Source organism: Staphylococcus sp. HMSC062H10, assembly GCF_001836945.1.
GTDB classification, from domain to species: domain Bacteria; phylum Bacillota; class Bacilli; order Staphylococcales; family Staphylococcaceae; genus Staphylococcus; species Staphylococcus aureus.
In genome coordinates this window covers 59,222-74,462 of record NZ_KV830996.1, presented here as the reverse complement: position 1 = coordinate 74,462, position 15,241 = coordinate 59,222, and the positions used below count along the sequence as shown (strand labels likewise).

Annotated in this window: 17 protein-coding genes and 1 pseudogene; 16 read left to right on the top strand and 2 right to left on the bottom strand. The window is 32.1% G+C overall.

Annotated elements, in window-relative coordinates; all coding sequences use genetic code 11:
* The 4 genes from HMPREF2658_RS12310 to HMPREF2658_RS14950 all read left to right on the top strand — a co-directional run.
* Positions 1–281, top strand: a 281-nt coding sequence (locus HMPREF2658_RS12310) for an LPXTG cell wall anchor domain-containing protein (RefSeq protein ID WP_141758302.1), incomplete at its 5' end; no start/stop codon positions are given.
* Positions 282–396: 115 nt separating this feature from the next.
* Positions 397–1,158, top strand: coding sequence for an alpha/beta hydrolase (locus HMPREF2658_RS12305; protein ID WP_000323450.1), 762 nt, complete (start codon positions 397–399; stop codon positions 1,156–1,158).
* Between the two features lie 239 nt (positions 1,159–1,397).
* Positions 1,398–1,853, top strand: coding sequence for a MarR family winged helix-turn-helix transcriptional regulator (locus HMPREF2658_RS12300; protein ID WP_000106187.1), 456 nt, complete (start codon positions 1,398–1,400; stop codon positions 1,851–1,853).
* Between the two features lie 121 nt (positions 1,854–1,974).
* On the top strand, positions 1,975–2,076 hold the full coding sequence (locus tag HMPREF2658_RS14950; RefSeq protein WP_000731972.1) for an SE2200 family small protein: 102 nt from the start codon (positions 1,975–1,977) through the stop codon (positions 2,074–2,076).
* 59 nt (positions 2,077–2,135) lie between these two features.
* Here the strand turns inward: HMPREF2658_RS14950 and HMPREF2658_RS12290 are convergent, their stop codons facing one another.
* Complete coding sequence (locus HMPREF2658_RS12290) at positions 2,136–3,560, bottom strand: alkaline phosphatase (RefSeq protein ID WP_000953745.1); 1,425 nt, start codon at positions 3,558–3,560, stop codon at positions 2,136–2,138.
* 197 nt (positions 3,561–3,757) lie between these two features.
* Here HMPREF2658_RS12290 and HMPREF2658_RS12280 point away from each other — a divergent pair, with 197 nt between their 5' ends.
* The 8 genes from HMPREF2658_RS12280 to HMPREF2658_RS12240 all read left to right on the top strand — a co-directional run bounded on the left by HMPREF2658_RS12280 (position 3,758) and on the right by HMPREF2658_RS12240 (position 10,344).
* Positions 3,758–3,958 carry a hypothetical protein gene (locus tag HMPREF2658_RS12280; RefSeq protein WP_000604722.1) on the top strand — a complete coding sequence of 67 codons (201 nt, stop codon included), beginning with the start codon at positions 3,758–3,760 and terminating at the stop codon, positions 3,956–3,958.
* Positions 3,959–3,983: 25 nt separating this feature from the next.
* The gene (gene nsaR, locus HMPREF2658_RS12275; protein ID WP_000697883.1) at positions 3,984–4,649 is read left to right on the top strand and encodes a nisin susceptibility-associated two-component system response regulator NsaR; all 666 of its coding nucleotides are present in this window, start codon (positions 3,984–3,986) and stop codon (positions 4,647–4,649) included.
* A 10-nt stretch (positions 4,650–4,659) separates the two neighbouring features.
* A complete protein-coding gene (gene nsaS / locus HMPREF2658_RS12270) occupies positions 4,660–5,547 on the top strand; it encodes a nisin susceptibility-associated two-component system sensor histidine kinase NsaS (RefSeq protein WP_000143415.1) in 888 nt (295 codons plus the stop codon).
* Between the two features lie 107 nt (positions 5,548–5,654).
* Positions 5,655–6,410 carry an ABC transporter ATP-binding protein gene (locus HMPREF2658_RS12265; protein ID WP_000923765.1) on the top strand — a complete coding sequence of 252 codons (756 nt, stop codon included), beginning with the start codon at positions 5,655–5,657 and terminating at the stop codon, positions 6,408–6,410.
* On the top strand, positions 6,407–8,407 hold the full coding sequence (locus tag HMPREF2658_RS12260; RefSeq protein ID WP_070854434.1) for an ABC transporter permease: 2,001 nt from the start codon (positions 6,407–6,409) through the stop codon (positions 8,405–8,407). Before HMPREF2658_RS12265 ends, HMPREF2658_RS12260 begins: the two co-directional genes overlap by 4 nt.
* Positions 8,408–9,081: 674 nt before the next feature.
* Positions 9,082–9,195: a hypothetical protein gene (locus tag HMPREF2658_RS12250; protein ID WP_072468803.1), complete on the top strand. Its 114-nt coding sequence runs from the start codon at positions 9,082–9,084 to the stop codon at positions 9,193–9,195.
* Positions 9,196–9,576: 381 nt separating this feature from the next.
* Complete coding sequence (locus HMPREF2658_RS12245; protein WP_072468805.1) at positions 9,577–9,837, top strand: hypothetical protein; 261 nt, start codon at positions 9,577–9,579, stop codon at positions 9,835–9,837.
* 9 nt (positions 9,838–9,846) lie between these two features.
* Positions 9,847–10,344 carry a glutathione peroxidase gene (locus HMPREF2658_RS12240; protein ID WP_001065267.1) on the top strand — a complete coding sequence of 166 codons (498 nt, stop codon included), beginning with the start codon at positions 9,847–9,849 and terminating at the stop codon, positions 10,342–10,344.
* Between the two features lie 107 nt (positions 10,345–10,451).
* Here HMPREF2658_RS12240 and HMPREF2658_RS12235 read toward each other — a convergent pair.
* A pseudogene (locus HMPREF2658_RS12235) lies at positions 10,452–10,540 on the bottom strand (hypothetical protein).
* Between the two features lie 194 nt (positions 10,541–10,734).
* Between HMPREF2658_RS12235 and HMPREF2658_RS12230 the strand changes: the two are divergent.
* From HMPREF2658_RS12230 to HMPREF2658_RS12215, 4 genes are all read left to right on the top strand, one after another.
* Positions 10,735–12,615, top strand: coding sequence for an assimilatory sulfite reductase (NADPH) flavoprotein subunit (locus HMPREF2658_RS12230; protein ID WP_000775172.1), 1,881 nt, complete (start codon positions 10,735–10,737; stop codon positions 12,613–12,615).
* 62 nt (positions 12,616–12,677) lie between these two features.
* On the top strand, positions 12,678–13,286 hold the full coding sequence (locus HMPREF2658_RS12225; protein WP_001057061.1) for an NAD(P)-binding protein: 609 nt from the start codon (positions 12,678–12,680) through the stop codon (positions 13,284–13,286).
* Between the two features lie 64 nt (positions 13,287–13,350).
* A complete protein-coding gene (locus tag HMPREF2658_RS12220) occupies positions 13,351–13,446 on the top strand; it encodes a hypothetical protein (protein ID WP_072468806.1) in 96 nt (31 codons plus the stop codon).
* A 321-nt stretch (positions 13,447–13,767) separates the two neighbouring features.
* The gene (locus tag HMPREF2658_RS12215) at positions 13,768–15,138 is read left to right on the top strand and encodes a CitMHS family transporter (RefSeq protein WP_000093372.1); all 1,371 of its coding nucleotides are present in this window, start codon (positions 13,768–13,770) and stop codon (positions 15,136–15,138) included.
* Positions 15,139–15,241: the final 103 nt, after the last annotated feature.

The window sequence follows — 15,241 nt, the reverse complement described above, 5'->3', positions numbered from 1 at the left end:
ATTCAGACAGCGACTCCGATTCAGACAGCGATTCGGACTCAGATAGCGACTCCGATTCAAGAGTTACACCACCAAATAATGAACAGAAAGCACCATCAAATCCTAAAGGTGAAGTAAACCATTCTAATAAGGCATCAAAACAACACAAAACTGATGCTTTACCAGAAACAGGAGATAAGAGCGAAAACACAAATGCAACTTTATTTGGTGCAATGATGGCATTATTAGGATCATTACTATTGTTTAGAAAACGCAAGCAAGATCATAAAGAAAAAGCGTAAATACTTTTTTAGGCCGAATACATTTGTATTCGGTTTTTTTGTTGAAAATGATTTTAAAGTGAATTGTTTAAGCGTAAAATGTTGATAAAGTAGAATTAGAAAGGGGTCATGACGTATGGCTTATATTTCATTAAACTATCATTCACCAACAATTGGTATGCATCAAAATTTGACAGTCATTTTACCGGAAGATCAAAGCTTCTTTAATAACGATACAACTGCTAAACCATTAAAAACTTTAATGTTGTTACATGGATTATCAAGTGATGAAACGACATATATGAGATATACAAGCATAGAAAGGTATGCGAATGAACACAAATTAGCTGTGATTATGCCCAATGTGGATCATAGCGCATATGCTAACATGGCATATGGTCATAGCTATTATGATTATATTTTGGAAGTATATGATTATGTTCATCAAATATTTCCACTTTCCAAAAAGCGTGATGACAATTTTATAGCAGGTCACTCTATGGGAGGATATGGCACAATTAAATTTGCATTAACACAAGGGGATAAATTTGCCAAAGCTGTACCATTATCTGCTGTGTTTGAAGCGCAAAATTTAATGGATCTAGAGTGGAATGATTTTTCAAAAGAGGCCATAATTGGCAATGTTTCAAGTGTTAAAGGAACTGAACATGATCCGTATTACTTGCTAGACAAAGCTGTAGCTGAAGATAAACAAATTCCAAAATTGCTCATTATGTGTGGTAAACAAGACTTTTTATATCAAGACAACTTAGATTTTATCGATTATTTATCACGCAAAAATGTTCCTTATCAATTTGAAGATGGACCAGGAGATCATGATTATGCATATTGGGACCAAGCGATTAAGCGTGCTATAACATGGATGGTGAATGATTAATTATTTCTTGGAAAATATGTGGCTGCATTAAATACAAAGAGTGATACAAACTATTTACGCACGACTAACATTTCTGAGTGTTTAAATTAATTTTGTATTAATATGATTGGCGCAATTTGCTGATACAAAAAATGTTTCTCGTGAAACTTAGATTTAGCTTATAGTTTTATCATCATTTGTATGACTTACATTATAAATTTTATTATAATGAAGTTAACGCTTTGAAAGGAGTCATCATCATGTCGACCAATAAAAACGATTATGAGCATATGTTGTTTTATTTTGCATATAAAACGTTTATTACTACCGCTGATGAAATTATAGAGAAGTATGGTATGAGCCGTCAGCATCATCGTTTTTTGTTTTTTATCAATAAATTACCTGGTATTACTATTAAATCATTACTAGAAATATTAGAAATTTCTAAACAAGGATCACATGCAACACTTCAAAAATTAAAACAGCAAGGTCTCATTATTGAAAAAGTTTTAGAGACTGATCGACGTGTCAAAAAATTATATTCGACGGATAAAGGCGATCAACTCATTGCTGAATTGAACAAGGCGCAAGATGAATTATTGCAAAATATATATCAACAAGTCGGTTCGGATTGGTATGATGTGATGGAAGCATTGGCTAAAGGGCGACCTGGTTTTGATTTTATTAAGCATTTGAAAGATGAAAAAGAAAGCTAGCATCAGAAATGTTAAAAATCTTCGCATTCTTAAATTTAAAAAATATGTCGAAAAGTGTATAATAAAAACATATAATTTAATTGAACTCAGTTTCAACACATCTTAGAAAGGAGTTTGAATGATGAAAAAATTAGCAGTTATTTTAACATTAGTTGGCGGTTTATACTTCGCATTTAAAAAATACCAAGAACGTGTTAACCAAGCACCTAACATTGAGTACTAAATTAAACCATAAAAAATTCCCGAACACCTTGTTGTAGTGCTCGGGAATTTTTTTATGCTTTACTTGAATATATCAAATATTATTTTTGCGCTTTCTGTATTTTCGATATTACCACTAAATGATTCTGATCTAGGTCCATAAGCGTAGGTATTAACATCTTCGCCTGTATGTCCATCGGAAGTCCATCCTGTATAAGATTTATCATTTACTGGCTTCTGAATTGCGTGTTGTAAGGCTTTTGTTTGTTTTTCTACATTTGCAGATTTTTCATCTTTATTTTTTTTAAGTAATTTTTGCAACTTTTTATTCTCTTTTTTAACCTTTTTCATATCATCTTGTGAAAATTCAAAGCCATAACCTTCATTAATAACTTTTTCAGGGTCTTCACCTTTAGCCATTTTTTCTGTCATATATGATCCAGAGTGTTTCATCGATTTAATCGGTTGAGGATTCCATTCGTATCCTTTATCTTTACCAATTGTTAGACCACCAGTAGAGTGATCTGCTGTTGCAACGACAAGTGTATCTTTATGTTTCTTAGCATATTGAATGGCGTCATCGAATGCTTTTTCAAAACCTTCCATTTCAGACATAACGCCTGTAATATCGTTAGAATGCGCTGATTTATCTATAGAAGCACCTTCGACCATTAAAAAGAAACCTTTTTTATTACGCTCAAGCTTACTAAGTGCACTTTGTTGCATATCAGCTAATGATGGTTCGTCTTTAGAAGCATCTATTGCAAGTGGCATATTTTTATCTGCAAACAAACCAAGAACTTTATCTTTATCAGATTTTGATAACTCCTTACTGTTCGTGGCAAGGTCGTAACCATCTTTTTTGAATTTTTTATCTAAATTGCCATTACTTTTACCGAAATATTTAGCGCCACCGCCTAATAAAACATCAACTTTATGCTTTCCGTTGATTTTATCTTTATAAAATTGTTTAGCGATTTCGTTTTTATCATCTCTAGAAGTCACGTGTGCAGCATATGCTGCTGGTGTTGCATCTGTTAATTCAGCTGTTGAAACAAGACCAGTCGACTTACCTTTTTCTTTTGCACGTTCAAGCACCGTCTTTACTTTCTGCTTGTTACTGTCAACACCGATGGCACCATTATATGTCTTATGACCAGAACTAAAGGCTGTTCCGCCAGCTGCAGAATCAGTAATATTCTGTTTTGGGTCATTTGAATATGTACGATTTGTGCCTTTTAAATATGAATCAAAAGCAGTAGGGGTCATTTCTTTAGCATGCGGATCATTTTTATAATAACGATAAGCTGTGTTAAATGATGGACCCATGCCATCGCCAACTAAAAAGATAACATTTTTTGGATTTTTAGTATTACCAACCGCGAAACTTTCATCTTTAGAACTTTTATCGGATTGCGCAATTGCAGGTGTGACAGAACTAAAAACTGTTGACACGATAATAAGGTTAGCAACTGCAAATTTTGTGGCTTTTTTAACTGATAACATAAGACATCCTCCTGAGTATATGACTATGTCTTCAGTGTAAAAGAGGAATTTTGAGCAATTATGTAGTTTTAGTTAAAAATATGTAAACAGAGTGATTTAGAATAACAAAAATTGAATATATATGACAATTTGTTATAGAAAGCGTTAGAATAGAAGCGTGTGAAAATATAGAATTAAATATAATTTGAGGTGGAAAAATGATACTAGTAATGTTATCTCCATTATTAATCATATTCTTTATAGTGTTGTCTATTTTAGAAGAACGTAAACGTACGAAGAAAAAGCAACTCGAGAAAGAAAAAGCAAATATACTAAATCAAAATACAAATGACACGGAAAGTTCAATTCAAGAGCCGTCATTGCAGCAGGCTAAAGAACAAAAAGATGACAAAGGATAATTCAATTGAAGGAAGAAGATTATAGATGAAAATATTAATTGTTGAAGATGATTTTGTTATAGCAGAAAGTTTAGCATCTGAACTTAAAAAATGGAATTACGGTGTTATTGTCGTTGAACAATTTGATGATATACTGTCTATCTTTAACCAACATCAACCTCAGCTTGTATTGCTAGATATTAATTTGCCAACGTTAAATGGTTTTCATTGGTGTCAAGAAATCCGAAAAACATCTAATGTGCCAATTATATTTATTAGTTCCCGTATTGATAATATGGACCAAATTATGGCAATACAAATGGGGGGAGATGATTTTATCGAAAAACCATTTAACTTGTCATTAACGATTGCCAAAATTCAAGCATTATTGAGACGAACTTATGACTTGTCAGTAGCTAATGATTCGATGACGGTTAAAGGTTGTACATTAATATTAGATGAAGCAAAAGTCGTGTATCAAGAACAAAACATACAGCTATCTTTGACTGAATTACAAATATTAAAGTTATTATTTCAAAATGAAGATAAATATGTAAGTAGAACTGCTTTAATTGAAAAATGTTGGGAATCAGAAAACTTCATAGATGATAACACATTAGCTGTTAACATGACGCGTCTGCGTAAAAAATTAAATACTATTGGCGTTAATGATTTTATCATTACAAAGAAAAATGTCGGATATAAAGTATAGGGTGAATGCAATGACCTTTCTTAAAAGTATTACTCAGGAAATAGCAATAGTCATAGTTATTTTTGCTTTATTTGGCTTAATGTTTTACCTGTATCATTTGCCATTAGAAGCATATTTACTAGCACTTGGCGTTATTTTATTATTATTACTCATATTCATAGGTATTAAATATTTAAGTTTTGTAAAAACTATAAGCCAACAACAACAAATTGAAAACTTAGAAAATGCGTTGTATCAGCTTAAAAATGAACAAATTGAATATAAAGATGATGTAGAGAGCTACTTTTTAACATGGGTACATCAAATGAAAACACCCATTACTGCAGCACAACTGTTACTTGAAAGAGATGAGCCGAATGTTGTGAATCGTGTTCGTCAAGAGGTAATTCAAATTGATAACTATACAAGTTTAGCACTTAGTTATTTAAAGTTATTAAATGAAACTTCTGATATTTCTGTCACTAAAATTTCGATAAACAATATTATTCGCCCAATTATTATGAAATATTCAATACAGTTTATTGATCAAAAAACAAAAATCCATTATGAACCTTGTCATCACGAAGTATTAACTGACGTTAGATGGACCTCTTTAATGATAGAACAATTAATAAATAATGCACTTAAGTATGCGAGAGGTAAAGATATATGGATTGAATTTGATGAGCAATCCAATCAATTATACGTAAAAGATAATGGAATCGGTATTAGTGAGGGAGACTTACCTAAAATATTCGACAAAGGTTATTCGGGGTATAATGGACAACGTCAAAGTAATTCAACTGGGATTGGCTTATTTATTGTAAAGCAAATTTCAAATCACACTAATCATCCTGTTTCAGTCGTATCTAAACAAAATGAGGGTACAACATTTACGATTCAATTTCCAGATGAATAAAAACTTTCAATATTGTAAGCATACTAATAACATTTTTTCACGATTTTAAATGTTATTAGTATTTTTTTGTTTTAATATAGAACTAACAAAGAAATGAGGTGCATGCCATGTTGCTAGAAGTTAAACATGTAAAAAAGGTTTACGGTAAAGGTTTGAATGCTACGACAGCACTTAATCAAATGAATTTATCAGTTGGAGCTGGTGAATTTGTTGCAATTATGGGTGAGTCTGGGTCAGGGAAGTCTACACTACTAAATTTAATTGCTTCTTTTGATGGATTAACTGAAGGTGACATTATTGTGGATGGCGCACATTTAAATAATATGAAAAATAAAAGTAAAGCATTGTATCGTCAACAAATGGTAGGTTTTGTTTTTCAAGATTTTAATCTTTTACCAACAATGACGAATAAAGAAAATATAATGATGCCATTAATTTTAGCTGGTGCTAAACGAAAAGATATAGAACAAAGGGTACATCAGTTGACAGTACAATTACATTTAGAGGGATTCTTAAACAAATATCCTTCTGAAATCTCAGGGGGTCAGAAGCAACGCATTGCCATTGCACGTGCATTAGTTACTAAACCGACGATTTTACTAGCCGATGAACCTACAGGTGCACTTGATTCTAAAACATCAAAAGCATTGATGAAGTTATTTCAAGAGATTCATCAATTGGAACAGACGATTTTAATGGTAACTCATTCAAATATCGATGCGTCTTATGCAGAGCGAGTCATTTTTATTAAAGATGGGCGTCTATATCATGAAATATATCGTGGTGAAGAAAGTCGATTAGTTTTTCAACAACGAATAACAGATAGCTTAGCACTTGTGAATGGAGGAAGCGTCAATATATGAAGTTAAGATTGTTATGGCACATAGTACGACGTCAATTTATTACGCAGCGACTTGTAATCATTCCATTCATTTTAGCGGTAAGTGTACTATGCATGATTGAATATACGCTTGTGTCAATTGGATTAAATAGCTACATAAAACAGAAGAATGACTTCCTAGTACCATTTATTATCATAGCTAATTTTTTTATGGCGCTTTTAACTTTTATTTTTATTTTCTATGCAAATCACTTTATGATGTCACAAAGACGAAAAGAGTTTAGCATTTTTATGACATTGGGTATGACCAAAAAAAGTATGCGTTTAATTGTAGTGATGGAAACTATCTTACAATTTATAATAATTTCAGTTGTTAGTATTGCCGGCGGATACTTACTTGGCGCGATATTTTTCTTGTTTATACAGAAAATAATGGGCAGTGAAGTTGCGACGTTAAGGTATTATCCATTTGACTCTGTAGCGATGTTTATTACTTTGATTATCATTGCTGTATTAATGGGCATGCTACTTATATTCAACTTGTTCAGTATTAATTTTCAACGACCGATAACTTATCAACATCGTTCCGATTCCAGTGTCATATCACGATGGTTGCGTTACGTTTTAATTGTTATAGGAAGCACAGCACTATATTTAGGCTACTTTATTGCATTACAACAAGATACGACGTTTGGTGCCTTTTTAAAAATATGGATTGTCATAGGCTTAGTTATTATCGGTACTTATGCATTTTTTGTAGGTATAAGTGAAATAATTATTAGTATATTGCAGCAGGTATCAAAAGTTTACTATCATCCACGGTATTTTTTTGTGGTAGTTGGGATGCGTGTACGTCTTAAAATGAATGCAGTCAGTCTTGCAACAATCACTTTGCTGTGTACATTTTTGATTGTAACGCTCACAATGACATTAACAACCTATCGCGATATGAATCATACCATTATGAAATTGATTACCAATGATTATGATTTGTCATTTAACGACAATTCTAAGTCACAAATAGAACGTCAACAAACGATTGAGCATATTAAACGTGATATACAGGGTTCGGTTAATGCAAAAGACTTCAAAGTATATGAAACGACATTATTTAGAGCTTCTTTAGAAAGGAATCGTGCTTATTACAAGTTAAAACAGGCTAGTGGTGATATTCCAATAGACTTCATTGGTAATGAAGGCGCGATATTTTCAAGACAATCAGTAATGATTACAGCTTTTACTGCACAAGATTATAATCGATATCACCAAAAAAAATTACACTTAGACAATCAAAGTATAGGTATGATTACGAATGTACCTATTTTTAAAAAGCAGTCTAAGGTCGGTCTTAATAATGAAGTATTTAAAGTGAAACAACTTGACGCACATGCGTTAAATTTGATGATGATTCAAGATAGTATGGTTTTAATTGTTAAAGATAACAATCAATTACAAAAAGTAAAAGGATTTTATGCACATGAACAAAAGAATTCGACAATATCGATAAACTTTAATGTATCTGGAAAGACGAAATTAACAACATCACAAATTCAAAAGCTTTCGAAAAAGTACGATGCATCAATAAATTCTAAATCAGAAATGCTAATGGTTTGGGATCGTCTGACAGGTGGACTAATATTTGTAGGTGGCGTGGTATCAATTGTACTTGTCATTGGAATATTTCTAATGATGTACTATAAACAAGTTTCAGAAGCCTATGCAAATCAGCACAATTATGACATTATGAAAAAACTTGGTTTAGATAATGGGAGAATATCAAAGATAACACGAAATCAAATGACTTTCTTGTTCGCAATACCAATAACAGTAGCACTGATTCATACATTAATTTCTAGCAACATTGTTTATACGTTACTAAATATGCTAGGGATTAATAACCATTATATATTTTTAACAAGTTACGTACTAGCTGTCATTATAATTTCGTTTCTATATATGGCGATGTACAAAATAACTTCCTATATTTATGCTAAAGTTATTCATCAAGAACGTAATTAACCATGTTTCAGTGAAATCACAATCAATCATGTATTTTCACTGAAATATATTATATTAAAAAGAAACCTAAAAACATTACAAATAACAATAACAAATTTCAACCGATAAGACACAATATCTTGTCGGTTGTTTTACTTGTATGACAAGTTATATTTTTGAAATATCAAAAATATATAGCCTGTTTATATAAAATGATTTAAAATGTTTTATAACAACATATTTTATACAACACATAAAATGGGTACCTAACATCACGAAATCATTGTATTTGTTGTTACACTGATGAAGCGATGTCACAAAGAAATGTCGTTATCAAACGAAGCCCGAAATACATACTGATACTCGAAGTAATGTAACGATAAATAACAATGATAACGATTGATTACTACGCAAAAATATATGTAAATTGACGATTTAAATGCAATTCGTATATTTTTCCAATGATTTACACATTAAAATGTTTGAAAATTGTCACAATTCAGTCTAATTTTAAAGGAAATTAAAAGTAAATTGATTACAAAATCTAAAAATCATGCATCGTGTCATTTAGATATTGAAAAAGATGAGTCAAATTTGTTTCATATATTTTCCAATAACAAATGATTATTTCTAAGTATACAATCAGAAATATATGAATAGAAATACCAATATGAAAAATAATATGATTAAAAATGATGAATGGCATACTTATAAAGTGTCTAAATATTGGTGGTCAATATTACTTACAAACACGAATGTTAAGTAATGAAGACAATGCTGAAAAAACAATAAGTGGAAACTCTATATAGAATGTTCGTTTTTATTTTTAATAATTGAATAATCATTATTGATGATTTAATATGTATTCGGTCGCACACGATACAAAGTGACTTGTTTTAATGATATGCAATAATATGACGTTTATCGTCGCGTGTAACAATGTATGAGTGTGTCAGTTTAATTTTAAAAGGGTTATAAGGATATTTAATAAGATAAAGGAGGGCTTAATAAACAATCACATGTGAAGTTTTTAAGGATTATATGAGTTGGGCAGCTCTTTAATCCATAGTTATAACGAGTTTTAAATTGTTAGATTTAACGTATGGTATCAGTATGTATGAGTTTAACTTAAGTATTAATCTATAGTTTAAAGAGCGGTCTAATTGTCTTTTTAAAAATAGAAAATAAGGATGATTATAATGAGGGGTTATAACGAAAGATATTGTAGCTGGACTAATACAGCTATACAATGTGATTATTTTAATAAAGTAAGACAGGTGAAAAAAGACGGTAAATCGGATAGGTTGAGCAACAACATAAACTCGAACATTATTTATCGTGTGTTTGAAAAGTGTATCACGCTATATAATGTGTGTTCGCGGTGTAAACGCGCACTTATTTTATCAGAACATTCTAAAAAGAACATATTCAATATAAAAAAGGCTGTGTAGGGGTGTCTTATGAATAATAGAAATGTGTATGATATCGAAGTAAGTGACTATAAAGGCTTAACTTATAAATTAGAAGCATTTAGAGGTAAAGTGATTTTAGTTGTTAATACTGCAACAGAATGTATATATAGCGAACAATTGAAAAAACTAGAGACTTTGTTTCAAAAATATAAGGATCGTGGATTTGTAGTGTTGAGTTTTCCGAATAATAATTTTGACAATCGACAACCAGGTTCTAATGAAGAAATCTTGAAAATTAGTCGTGAGAAATTTGGTGTTACATTTCCAGTGTTAGCTAAAATATCTGTGAACGGGAACGATGAACATCCGTTATTTACGCATTTAAAGAATGAACAACCAGGAATCTTTGGGTCCCCAATAAAATGGAATTTCACAAAATTTATAATCGATCGACAAGGCAATGTCGTAAATCGATTCTTGCCAATGGAAGATCCATTGGATATATCGGCAAATATAGAAATATTATTGCAAGAATCTTCATCTTAAATTTAAAATTGAGCGCTTAGTATGCAAATAACACAAGAGCCTCTTAATGATGTACTAAAAGTATGTCATTAGGAGGCATTTTATATTTAGAAAATCAGTAATTTGACCTATTTTACTGACAGGCTGATTTGGTACATAATAAATAGTAAATAAAAAATAACAACGATGCATTACTGTATGTATTAATAACTGACACGACATAATCAAAGTTTTGTCTGAATTACTGATAATGTCATTCAAGCAACATGAAGGTTGTAAATATTTGTAAGTATAACTATCAGACACAACTCAAGTTTGTTTTAATTTATACGATACATATTAAAAAATTGACTAAACTATCGATAAAAAATAAGTCAATCATCTATTTCAAGTTTATTGAGGTGAAAATATTTGAAATTAAATACATCTAATAGTCCATTTACAGAAAAACAAGTCACAGAGATTAACAATCTGCTGCAAACATTAACAGAGAGCCAACAACAGTGGCTTAGTGGTTTTTTATTAGCTAATAGTAGCGATATGACAAATGATAGTAATCAACAACAATTAGAGACAGAAGTGAGGCAACAATCACAAATATCAGAAGAACAAGCAACTTCAACAACGTATATGTTACAAAATAAAGAGCCACATATCGAAGCTAATCAGCGGCATGTCACAGTGCTATATGGTTCTGAATCAGGTAATGCCATGCGTTTAGCTGAAATTTTTTCAGAACGATTAAGTGATATCGGACATCAAGTTGTTTTGATGTCAATGGATGAATATGATACGACAAACATCGCACAGTTAGAAGATTTATTTATTATTACGTCTACTCATGGTGAAGGAGAACCGCCTGATAATGCATGGGATTTCTTTGAATTTTTAGAAGACGATAACGCACCTAATTTAAATCATGTGAGATATTCAGTACTAGCTTTAGGTGATCAAACATATGAATTTTTCTGTCAAGCCGGTAAAGATGTAGATGCTTTACTAGAAAATCTAGGCGCTGAGCGTATATGTAAGCGTGTAGATTGTGATATTGATTATGAAGAAGACGCAGAAAAGTGGATGGCAGACATCATTAATATGATTGATACCACATCAGAAGGTATTCAAAGTGAATCGGTGATAAGTGAATCAATTAAGTCTGCCAAAGAAAAGAAATATTCTAAATCAAATCCATACCAAGCAGAAGTATTAGCGAATATCAATTTAAATGGTACCGATTCAAATAAAGAAACACGACATATAGAATTTTTACTTGATGATTTTAGTGAATCATATGAACCAGGAGATTGTATAGTAGCATTACCGCAAAACGACCCTGAATTGGTTGAAAAACTAATATCCATGTTAGGTTGGGATCCGCAATCTCCGGTGCCAATTAATGATCATGGTGATACAGTTCCTATTGTTGAAGCACTAACATCACATTTTGAATTTACTAAATTAACATTGCCATTATTGAAAAATGCAGATATCTATTTTGACAATGAAGAATTATCTGAACGTATTCAAGATGAGTCATGGGCGCGTGAATATGTTATAAATCGGGACTTTATAGATTTAATAACAGATTTTCCAACTATAGAATTACAACCTGAGAATATGTATCAAATCCTTAGAAAATTACCACCAAGAGAGTATTCGATTTCTAGTAGTTTTATGGCAACGCCAGATGAAGTGCATATTACCGTTGGTACGGTTCGTTATCAAGCACATGGACGTGAGAGAAAAGGTGTATGCTCGGTTCATTTTGCTGAGCGTATTAAACCAGGTGATATAGTACCAATTTATTTGAAGAAAAATCCGAACTTCAAATTTCCGATGAAGCAAGATATACCGGTTATTATGATTGGACCAGGTACTGGAATTGCTCCTTTTAGAGCATATTTACAAGAACGTGAAGAACTTGGTATGACTGGAAAAACATGGTTGTTCTTTGGTGATCAACACCGTAGTTCTGACTTTTTATATGAAGAAGAAATAGAAGAATGGCTTGAAAATGGAAACTTAACACGCGTAGATTTAGCATTTTCAAGAGACCAAGAACACAAAGAATATGTACAGCATCGTATAATGGAAGAAAGTGAACGCTTCAATGAATGGATTGAGCAAGGCGCAGCAATCTATATTTGTGGCGATGAAAAATGTATGGCGAAGGATGTCCATCAAGCCATTAAAGATGTACTGGTAAAAGAACGTCATATTTCTCAAGAAGAAGCAGAGTTATTATTGCGACAAATGAAACAACAACAACGCTATCAACGTGATGTTTATTAGTGATTGGTGTTAAATATTTTAAGGTGTAATGATGTAAAATTATATAAAGGATGTTGCTCAACATGAATATGCCATTAATGATAGATTTAACAAATAAAAATGTCGTCATAGTTGGTGGAGGCGTCGTTGCAAGTCGTCGGGCACAAACATTAAGCCAATACGTTGAACATATGACGGTCATCAGTCCGACAATCACTGAAAAACTTCAAAATATGGTAGATAAAGGTGTCGTCATATGGAAGGAAAAAGAGTTTGAACCAAGCGATATTGTAGACGCGTATCTAGTTATTGCAGCAACCAATGAGCCATGTGTTAATGAAGCGGTAAAACAAGCCTTACCTGAGCATACGTTGTTTAATAATGTTGGAGATGCATCAAATGGCAATGTTGTCTTTCCAAGTGCACTACACCGCGACAAGCTAACTATCAGTGTATCAACTAATGGTGCGAGTCCTAAGTTGACAAAATCGATTATGGCAGAACTTGAGGCATTATATCCACCATCATACAGTTCGTATATCGACTTTTTATATACTTGCCGACAGAAAATAAAGTTACTAGATATAACATATAACGAAAAGCAGCAGTTACTGTCACAAATTGTGTCACAAGAATATTTAAATCATGACAAACAAGCTCAATTTTTAGCGTGGTTGGATGTAAGACAATAATAGCGGACCGTCTAAGGTAAGCCTTCTTATTTTAACTTTAACGCTTAATCATTGAAATTAAGACATGGGCGGCTTTGTGAAAAGTCTAATAATGAAGGATTTAAGCGATAATGATATGCGTTTTAAATATGAATATTACAATAGAGAAAAAGATACGTAGAACAAACTTAATAAAATAGATGGATAAATTGAAATCTGGTTGAAGTCGTTACTATCATAGCGACCTTTAGCCAGATTTTTTGTGCAATAGAAAGCAATAATAAAAAGGATAAATCAAAATGAAGTACAGGACAGGATATACAAGGATTAGTCATGCCATGTTATCAAGTAGGAAAATCAAACTTCACTATTGATAGTTACACAAAAAAGAAATTTTTGATAAAATGAGTTAACTTAAATATAAAAAATTATATTAATTATTATATTTAAGTTAAAGAGGGGGATTATGTAAATTGTATTAAAAGTGGAGGGAGAAAATAATATGAGTAGTGATAATATGTGGTTAACAGTAATGGGGCTCATTATTATTATTTCAATAGTAGGTTTACTCATTGCCAAAAAGATAAATCCAGTTGTAGGTATGACAATCATACCTTGCTTAGGGGCAATGATTTTAGGATATAGTGTGACAGATTTGGTTGGATTTTTTGCTAAAGGGTTAGATCAAGTCATCAACGTTGTTATTATGTTTATCTTCGCCATTATTTTCTTTGGCATCATGAACGATAGTGGTTTATTCAAGCCGCTTGTCAAACGCTTAATATTAATGACACGAGGCAATGTCGTTATAGTCTGTGCAATGACAGCTTTAATTGGCACAATAGCCCAATTAGATGGTGCCGGTGCGGTAACATTTTTGCTTTCTATTCCTGCATTATTACCTTTATATAAAGCGTTAAATATGAATAAATATTTATTGATTCTACTATTAGCATTAAGCGCGGCGATTATGAACATGGTACCTTGGGGAGGTCCAATGGCACGTGTAGCTGCAGTGTTAAAAGCCAAAAGTGTCAATGAATTATGGTATGGATTAATTCCTATTCAAATAATAGGATTCATTCTTGTTATGTTGTTTGCGGTATATCTTGGATTTAAAGAACAAAAACGAATCAAAAAAGCAATTGCTAGCAATGAATTGACGCAAACACAAGATATAGATGTACATAAATTGGTCGAAGCATATGAACGAGATCAAGATATAAAATTCCCTGTAAAAGGGCGTGCACGAACAAATCCATGGATAAAGTGGATGAATATTGTTTTAACTTTAGCTGTTATTCTAGCGATGTTAATAAATATTGCGCCACCTGAATTTGCATTCATGATAGGTGTTTCATTGGCGCTTGTTATTAATTTTAAATCAGTGGATGAACAAATGGAGCGATTAAGAGCGCATGCGCCAAACGCATTAATGATGGCGGCAGTCATTATTGCAGCAGGTATGTTTTTGGGTGTGCTCAACGAGACAGGGATGCTTAAGGCAATTGCGACAGACTTAATTAAAGTGATTCCGGCAGAAGTAGGGCCGTACTTACATATTATCGTTGGATTGCTTGGTGTACCATTAGATTTATTAACGAGTACAGACGCTTATTATTTTGCTGTGTTACCGATCGTCGAACAAACAGCAGGGCAATTTGGTGTACCGTCTTTATCAACAGCTTATTCAATGGTCATAGGGAATATTATAGGCACATTTGTCAGCCCATTTTCACCAGCCTTATGGTTGGCAATTGGTTTAGCAGAGGCAAACATGGGCACGTATATTAAGTATGCATTCTTTTGGATTTGGGGATTCGCCATCGTGATGTTAGTAATTGCGATGTTAATGGGCATTGTGACAATTTAAGTGGCATAATGTGAAAATAATATCACGTTGCAAAATGAAATAATGGAATGTAACTATGCTAAAATGACGGACGAATCTTTAAACAATTTTAAAAATTAATGAA

Coding starts and splice junctions, on each gene's coding strand:
- HMPREF2658_RS12305 (WP_000323450.1), top strand. CDS start 397: ATGGCTTATATTTCATTAAACTATCATTCACCAACAATTGGTATGCAT.
- HMPREF2658_RS12300 (WP_000106187.1), top strand. CDS start 1,398: ATGTCGACCAATAAAAACGATTATGAGCATATGTTGTTTTATTTTGCA.
- HMPREF2658_RS14950 (WP_000731972.1), top strand. CDS start 1,975: ATGAAAAAATTAGCAGTTATTTTAACATTAGTTGGCGGTTTATACTTC.
- HMPREF2658_RS12290 (WP_000953745.1), bottom strand. CDS start 3,560: ATGTTATCAGTTAAAAAAGCCACAAAATTTGCAGTTGCTAACCTTATT.
- HMPREF2658_RS12280 (WP_000604722.1), top strand. CDS start 3,758: ATGATACTAGTAATGTTATCTCCATTATTAATCATATTCTTTATAGTG.
- nsaR (WP_000697883.1), top strand. CDS start 3,984: ATGAAAATATTAATTGTTGAAGATGATTTTGTTATAGCAGAAAGTTTA.
- nsaS (WP_000143415.1), top strand. CDS start 4,660: ATGACCTTTCTTAAAAGTATTACTCAGGAAATAGCAATAGTCATAGTT.
- HMPREF2658_RS12265 (WP_000923765.1), top strand. CDS start 5,655: ATGTTGCTAGAAGTTAAACATGTAAAAAAGGTTTACGGTAAAGGTTTG.
- HMPREF2658_RS12260 (WP_070854434.1), top strand. CDS start 6,407: ATGAAGTTAAGATTGTTATGGCACATAGTACGACGTCAATTTATTACG.
- HMPREF2658_RS12250 (WP_072468803.1), top strand. CDS start 9,082: ATGAATGGCATACTTATAAAGTGTCTAAATATTGGTGGTCAATATTAC.
- HMPREF2658_RS12245 (WP_072468805.1), top strand. CDS start 9,577: ATGATTATAATGAGGGGTTATAACGAAAGATATTGTAGCTGGACTAAT.
- HMPREF2658_RS12240 (WP_001065267.1), top strand. CDS start 9,847: ATGAATAATAGAAATGTGTATGATATCGAAGTAAGTGACTATAAAGGC.
- HMPREF2658_RS12225 (WP_001057061.1), top strand. CDS start 12,678: ATGAATATGCCATTAATGATAGATTTAACAAATAAAAATGTCGTCATA.
- HMPREF2658_RS12220 (WP_072468806.1), top strand. CDS start 13,351: ATGGGCGGCTTTGTGAAAAGTCTAATAATGAAGGATTTAAGCGATAAT.
- HMPREF2658_RS12215 (WP_000093372.1), top strand. CDS start 13,768: ATGAGTAGTGATAATATGTGGTTAACAGTAATGGGGCTCATTATTATT.